General features: G+C 56.0%; 4 protein-coding genes and 1 pseudogene. 1 reads left to right on the forward strand and 4 read right to left on the reverse strand.

Annotated elements, in window-relative coordinates:
- The first annotated feature begins 73 nt into the window (after positions 1-73).
- On the forward strand, positions 74-1102 hold the full coding sequence (locus VAE55_RS00465) for a metallophosphoesterase (protein ID WP_322813862.1): 1029 nt from the start codon (positions 74-76) through the stop codon (positions 1100-1102).
- 1163 nt (positions 1103-2265) lie between these two features.
- Here the strand turns inward: VAE55_RS00465 and VAE55_RS00470 are convergent.
- The 4 genes and pseudogenes from VAE55_RS00470 to VAE55_RS00490 form a co-directional block, all read right to left on the reverse strand.
- A complete protein-coding gene (locus tag VAE55_RS00470; RefSeq protein WP_322813863.1) occupies positions 2266-3072 on the reverse strand; it encodes an HAD-IIA family hydrolase in 807 nt (268 codons plus the stop codon).
- A 312-nt stretch (positions 3073-3384) separates the two neighbouring features.
- A pseudogene (locus VAE55_RS00475) lies at positions 3385-5091 on the reverse strand (DUF262 domain-containing protein).
- 96 nt (positions 5092-5187) lie between these two features.
- A complete protein-coding gene (gene argS, locus VAE55_RS00485; RefSeq protein ID WP_322813866.1) occupies positions 5188-6912 on the reverse strand; it encodes an arginine--tRNA ligase in 1725 nt (574 codons plus the stop codon).
- 258 nt (positions 6913-7170) lie between these two features.
- Positions 7171-7352, reverse strand: a 182-nt coding sequence (locus VAE55_RS00490) for a hypothetical protein (protein WP_322813867.1), incomplete at its 5' end; no start/stop codon positions are given.

Raw genomic sequence — 7352 nt, forward strand, 5'->3', positions numbered from 1 at the left:
GCTGCCAATGCAAGAGATGCCTGTCCTGCGTCCTCTTTGTACGACAGATTCGTCGTCGACTCAAGGATGTGTTATGACAACCACGCTACCAATTCGCAAGCAGCGAGATCGGCAACCGCGCCTGCGTTATTCACCACGCTGGATCGGGGCAGGGCTGGCCGGGAGCGTCCTGGCGGGTGTAGCCGGTTTCTACGGTGGATTACCGATCACGCTCGCGCTGGCGGGCGCAGGTGCAGTGAGTGCGGGCTATGCCCTTACCATTGAACCCCGGCGGATCCGGCTGACGGTGAAAGACCTGTCTTTTGAGCACCTGCCATCTGGGCTGGATGGTTTGACGATTGGCCAGTTGAGTGATCTGCATCTTGGTCATCGCTACAGTTTCACAAACGCACATCAGGCGATTGATCAACTGCTGGCGACGCAGCCCGAAATCATTGTGTTGACCGGTGATCTGGTGCAAACGCACGCTGCGATCAGACGACTCCCTGAAGTGCTGCGGCGACTGCATGCCCCACTCGGTGTATATGCCGTACCCGGCAATCACGATTATTGGGAAGGGATGCCGCACATTGCGACCATGCTACGCGAACACGGCATTCAGTTGCTGATCAACCGCCATCGCCTGATCGAGCGTCAGGGCGCTCGTCTGTTGCTGGCCGGGGTTGATGACCACTGGGATGGCCGTCCCGATCTGGAGCTGGCAATGGGAGGTGCCCCAGCCCACGACTTCTGCATCCTACTCGCTCACTGTCCTGATATTGCCGACGAAGCCGCCACAGCCGGCTTTCATCTCCAGCTCTCCGGTCACACCCACGGCGGCCATGTGCGCCTGCCCGGTTTAGGGCCGCTTTGCCTGCCACGCCACGGATGGCGCTACGATATGGGCCATTTTCAGGTTGGTTCGATGCATCTGTTTGTCAGTCGTGGTATTAGCGGCCTACCGCTCCGCCTTGGCTGTCCACCCGAAGTCAACCTGTTCCAGTTGCGTCGGATCGCCGCCGAAACTGGCGACGCACAAAGCGCCACATTGCCCGCACACGGCGATCACGACGGAGGAGCCAGATCCCAACGACCATCAAAGGGATCGCCGGCCAGAGATTAACCGGTGAGGTTCCGTGGCGGAAGGCGGGCAGGTTGGCAACCAGCCAGATACACAGGGCACCCAAATAGCCGGCAATACCGGCTTTGATCCCAACCAGCAGCGCCAGCGTCAACAATGCCAGTGGCCAGCCCGCCGGATGGTCGGGAATGTGACCGAACAGCAACGGCACGATCAACAATGCCACGCCAAGCGAGGCGAGGGCGATTGCCAACCGACGACGAAGGCCGGTCGGTTGCTCGAAGACGAGTTCGTCGCGATACGGCTGAGGTGGAGGCGGAACGAGTTCGAGCAGATTACCGGGTGAGGCAAAATCGTAGGGTTGTACCTGCCAGGCCAGAGTCAGTCCTTCCTGAGCCGCTTGTGATGCCAGGGTAGCAAGGTCAGGTCGGGTAGCAAGTGGCGGCGGAAGAGTCGCGAGATCGGCGGGTGCCGCCGGCAGATGCACGGCAAGGTCGAGCGGAATCGCGACTCGTTGTCGCACATGCAACGCGCACAACAAGCCATACACCTGGCGAGCGCGATACGGATCGATGAGCATGGCATCGCGCAGGGTGAGTGGGCCAAGAGCACGTTGGATCCATGCGGTCAATAATTCGTCGAGCAGGGCACGGCCATCGGGATCGAGCACCGTATCAAAATCGCCAGCCCGCAGACGGCCACGGATCGTTTCTGGCGACTGAGTACGGATCAGATCCAGGACATGGGTACGGTCGTAGATCACAATAGCCGGCTGAATCATACGCTTCTACCAGGCGCTTCTATGTAAAGCCAAAACGACATGCATGATATTCACGCTTTTGTCGTTTTGTGTCAAATCGGTATCAGATTGCAATCTGTGACATAAGAGGCATGGGCAACCTGCGTGTGGCAGGTTATGCCTACTACTAGCCTCACACACCGATTCTTGCGCGATGCGTTGTTGGCAACGTCAATGGCGCGGAGATTATGGTCTTGCTCACAGCTGCAACAAACAGCGGCTTGACAATTGCCACTCGCGTTGAGCCCGCTACGCGAAGGAGGCAGAAGCACGGCTTCCGTGCACCAAACCGGAGACACATTGACCGCGTGGAAGGGGTATCTCCTCGCATGAGGTAAGTGGCAATAGAGCCACCGCTCGTACATATGCTGGAGGTTCGGAATGTTATTTCCGGACAACATTCAGATCAAGATGTGCGCAAACTCGCCTGCCAGCGGTCGAGCAGTTCGGGCAGATCGGCGACAATCAGATCGGGGCGGATGGGGCCAGTTGTCGCTTCAGCCAGCGTACTGACGCCGGTCAAGACCAACACAGAAGGCATGTTTGCGGCGATTGCACCGGCAATATCGGTATCGAGGCGATCACCCACTACCAGTGTCTGCGCCGGCGTTGCGCCAAGCAAGGCGGCACCAATGAGAAACATGGTTGGCGCCGGCTTGCCGATCACGAGCGGGGTAACATCAGTTGCCGCACTGAGTGCTGCGGCAACCGCACCGGCGCCGGGAATGAGACCCTCTTCGCTGGGAAAGGTGCGGTCGGGGTTGGTGGAAATGAAGCGTGCACCACGCCGGATATGCAGCGTTGCCCACTTGAGGCGGTCATACGTCAGCGTAAAATCTGCCCCTTGCACGACCAGATCGGGGGATTGATCGTCTTCGACAAAGTAGCCATCGGCGAAGAGCGCTTCACGTAGCCCTTGCATCCCAACCACAAAGACCCGGGTACCGGCGGGGTACTGGTCGCGCAGATACCGCGCCGTCGCCTGCGCCGAGGTAATCACCCGATCCGCCGGCAGCGTAATCCCCATTGCTGCCAGCTTCACCTCGTATTGCTGTGGTGTCATCGATGCATTGTTGGTAGCACATGCAAAGGCAATCTGCTGTTCGGTGAGAAACTGGAACAGATCGGAAACTCCCGGCAATGGCGTCTGCCCCCGGTACAGCACACCGTCCATATCGAACAGAACGGCACGGATGGTATTGAAGGAGAACATCTTTAGCCTTTCCATGATAGCAGTGCGAGAATAGTTGGAGTCTCGTCCAACCATCTCGGTTCAGAACAGAAGTTATCTCTTTGTTGAGCATATCGCAAGTATTGACCAACAGTCAATCGGTCGTATTGTCAATACCACGACATGCCAGGACCCTTGCAATTACGCGGAAGCTGTACACACTCCGTAACGACCGCTAAACTGGCTCGTTATGGGCATGATGATGCGTGAGGAGTAGAGACAGCAGTCTGGCTTAGATACAACCAGACGCACAGGGGAGTGATGCTGTAGAGGGATGGATTTGTGAAACAACATCTACAGATCGATGCACCAGATTGCTGTGGCAAGCCTGTCCATCTCATGCTGTCGTGCAGCCAGGCGCACTGGCGTCCACTCTTCTTCGTCGGCCAGTTTTTTCGTGAGGTGAAACTCACTATCCTTGTAAATAGCTCGCTTCTGGGCAAATGGTTTATTAGCGGCGTCTTTATTGCGACTACTCTCAAGCATCGTCATATTGCCCAAACGATAGATGAAGGAGTCTATATCGCGGTCACTAAAAGCATCCCATCCCGCATCGGGTGACTGCGGCAAAATATGTTCAATGGTATACGCAGGGGAGTCTTGATCAAACTCGATCCCACCAACCTGCCGCTCGAGCTTGTTTAGGATATATCGCACGATCCGCGCATTACGACTCTGCGTGGTTTTAATCGATTTCTCGGCAAAATCTGCCCGGAATGCAGTATCACTACGATAGATAGGATATAAGGCTTGCAACGCAAGGTGAACATTCGTTATCATTCCCTCGTGAATCTTTTTCGCCACTTCGTGATATAGTCGCTCCTGTTCACCTGGATGCTGTGAACCAATGACATTGTAACGAAACGAGATAACGACCGTTGCCCGCAGCAACCTGGCAAAATCCTGTTCAGCAAACCGGCGTCTAGCTGCCATCAGCATCGGATAGGGCTGGCGTACCGAAAAAAGACGAAGCTCGCGAGCCGAGATCTTCCAATCGGAAGGCCAATCTGAACCCTCGGGTTGGGTGAGGGCAAGGTAGGTATCGACATCTTCATCCATCTCGCGCAACAGCGTAAATACCGCTTCGCGACTCTGGATGCGGCTGCGGATCGTCTTGAACAGCTCAGACTGGCGCACAAAGCTATACCGACTGTTCCAATGCATCCGAAAAAAATCTGGAAAGCTCTCACTACCTAAACGACCAACCAGTCTCTCCCAACGGCGCTCCAGCTCTTCTAATTCACCTGTGGCCTGTTGACCGCGAGCCAGGACGGAAAAGAGATAATTTTTGAGCAGATCGGTCGCTGATAAACGAACACCACGAGCATTGAGGGTCTCAAAAACACGGTACGCATTGAGTTCATCGGCTACCGTGATGACAGTGAAGAAGAGCTTATCACTCATCGTCTCAATAAACTGCGCCAAAGCACGGCCCTGATCGCTATCGGCTCTGGTGTATTCATTGAGACGACGTTCAAATCATTCAAAAGCTTTCCGCATCGTCAACGTGGAAGCCGGAAACCCACGCTGCGGAAGCGGATCGGTCAGCGTGACCAGATAATCTCGATAATGCGGATCGTTCTGCCGGTTGAGTGAGAGCTTGTTCTGCGTCATAAGGGTTACCGGATTGAGGTAACCGATATAACTGGCCCGTAACTGCGTCAGACGAATCTGATTGGCCTCGGCCTCAACACCGCTGCTGATGAGACGCTTGAGCAAGCGCATTGCCGCCAGAACGATCAGACTCAAGGTGGTGAGGCGCTGCTGACCATCGATAACCTCAAACACCCGATTGTCAACTGTCTGGAGTACCAGATAGCCCATGTAGTGGGCAGGTTCACCATCGGCAGGGAGGGTGCTCTGAATATCGAGCCACAGATCTTCCCACTCTTCCTCACCCCAGGAGTAGTCGCGCTGAAACGGAGGTATGCGATAGGTAAGCCCGTTCCCCAAGAGCTGGCGGTAAGTTCGATTTTCTGTGCTGAAATTGGTTGCCGTCATACGCACCTCAAGCTCTGCCCGAGGGTTGGATGTGTCGTAGCAAAGAGTACTCTCCAAACACCTGCCCGTACACCTGATCGCCAGCGCAGAATCTGCCTACATCCGTTCAGGTGCCTGAATACCCAGTAACGCCAGTCCATTCCGTAGTGCATTGGCGGTTGCCGACACCAATTGCAGACGCGCTGCCCGCAAGGCCGGAGTTTCAGCCCGCAACACCGGGCACTGCTCGAAAAAGATACCGAACTCGCGAGCTGTGGTGTAGCACCAGTCGGCAATCACGAAGGGAGCGTAGCGCACACCAGCTTCGCGTACCGCTTCAGGCAGGCGCACCAGATGACGAACCAGACGTTGCTCGCTCGGATGGGTGAGCAGCCCTGGATCGGCCTCAGTGCTCAGCATACCCTCTTCGGCGGCACGGCGCAGAATCGAGCGGCAGCGTGCGTGTGAATACTGGAGATACGCGGCACTATTCCCTTCAATCGATAGCATGCGATCCCAATCGAGCGTAATGTTGCGGCGAGGGTCCTGGTAGAGATCGTTGTAAATCACTGCCCCAATGCCCACCGCCTCTGCGATCTGTGCCCGTTCTTCCGGCGACAGGGTTGGGCTTTTTGCATCCACTAATGCCCGGGCCCGGGCTACGGCATCGTTGAGCAGTGATTCGAGGTAGACCATATTCCCTTTCTTGGTGGAAAGGGGCTGACCGTCGGGAGTGGTAATAACGCCAAATGGTACATGGATCAATTCAACATCGTGGGCATAACCCATTGCCCGCACAATTGCGAAGAGCTGTCGAAAATGCAGTTCCTGGCGGGCGTCGACCACATAAATGATGTGAGAGGGATTGAACTCTTGCAAGCGAAACTTAATCGTCGCAATGTCACGGGTGATATAAACAGTACCGCCATCGCTCCGCTGCACAATAAACCGGGGCAGCTTATCAAGTTCGGCGACAACTGCCCCATCAACATCACGAAACGCTGCGCCCGATTGAAGCGCTTCTTCGATCACGCCAGGCAGCATCGCTTCGTAGAAACTCTCGCCATAGGCGTAATCGAAACGGACACCCAGCCGGTCATAGTTGCGCTGGGCTGCCCGCATCGTTAGATCAACGCACCACTGCCACAGCTCACGGGCAGTTGGATCGCCCTGCTCCAGAGCCAGCGACCAGCGTCGGGCTTCGTCTTCAAGGGCAGGATTATCTTTCATCTCGGCGTTGTAGCGAGCATAAAGTGCCTCCAGTTCTGCCATCGCCGCTTCACCCTCGTTCTGCGGGCGACCATAGCGCTGCATGGCGGCCAGGATAATGCCAAACTGCGTCCCCCAATCACCTAGGTGATTATCACCGATCACGCGATAACCCAGGGCACGGAAAATATGCACTAACGCCTGCCCAATAATCGTTGAGCGGATATGACCGACGTGCATGCGCTTGGCGATGTTGGGTGATGAATAGTCGATAACCACCGTCCGGTTAGCACCATCGGCCACAGAGCCGTAGGCATCGCCGTATGTCTCAATCTCTGCCATCACGGCTGCGGCCAATCGCTGTGGGTGGAGCGTAAAATTCAGAAAAGCACCGGTAGCCGTCACCTCGCCAATCAGCGAATCGGGTGGCGGAACAATAGCCGTTGCCAGATCGGCAGCCAGACGCACCGGATCGACGCCGAGTGCCTTTGCCGCTTTGAAGGTCACAAATGTGCGATCAGCGGGAATGTTTGGTTTTGGTGTCGTAATTTCAATCAGATCAGCCGGTACTTTGCCGGTGGCGACAATGGCCGCTTGAATATCGCTAATAAATCGTTCGAGCGCGTAGCGCATACGTGTGCTCCTTGTATTGCTATGTCAAGCCTTAGTATACCGCATATCGTCGGGGACAGGCGCCGTAAGGAAGTGTGGATTCCAGCAGCCACATGGGGAGATAGAGCCAGGTGACGACACCAGGATGCCCTCACCCCCAACCCCTAGCCTATGCATTACCTACATGTCACGCTGCGTTAGGCCGAGCTGCACGCGCTCCCCGTGGAGGCATTCCATCCACTGCCGGCAGGTACTGGGCCGTAACTGCTGGTGCGCAGGCTAGACGTCTTCCCCGTGGTCTGATCCAACGGCTATCTCCGCTGCTATCATCCGCTTTCCGTTCGTGACGTAAGACCCACGCGACAGCAGGGTGACGCGATAGTGCCCAGGATCGCGCACAATGAGATAGGTTCGACTGATGAGCGAAGCGGTTGACAACCTGGGTATGGGTAGGGCATAGC

Source organism: Chloroflexus sp. (assembly GCF_034432675.1).
Lineage (GTDB): Bacteria > Chloroflexota > Chloroflexia > Chloroflexales > Chloroflexaceae > Chloroflexus.

What these genes read in the sequence shown, in the direction of transcription:
- argS (WP_322813866.1), bottom strand. Translation starts at nt 6,912, where the DNA reads ATGCGCTACGCGCTCGAACGATTTATTAGCGATATTCAAGCGGCCATT.
- VAE55_RS00470 (WP_322813863.1), bottom strand. Translation starts at nt 3,072, where the DNA reads ATGTTCTCCTTCAATACCATCCGTGCCGTTCTGTTCGATATGGACGGT.
- VAE55_RS00465 (WP_322813862.1), top strand. Translation starts at nt 74, where the DNA reads ATGACAACCACGCTACCAATTCGCAAGCAGCGAGATCGGCAACCGCGC.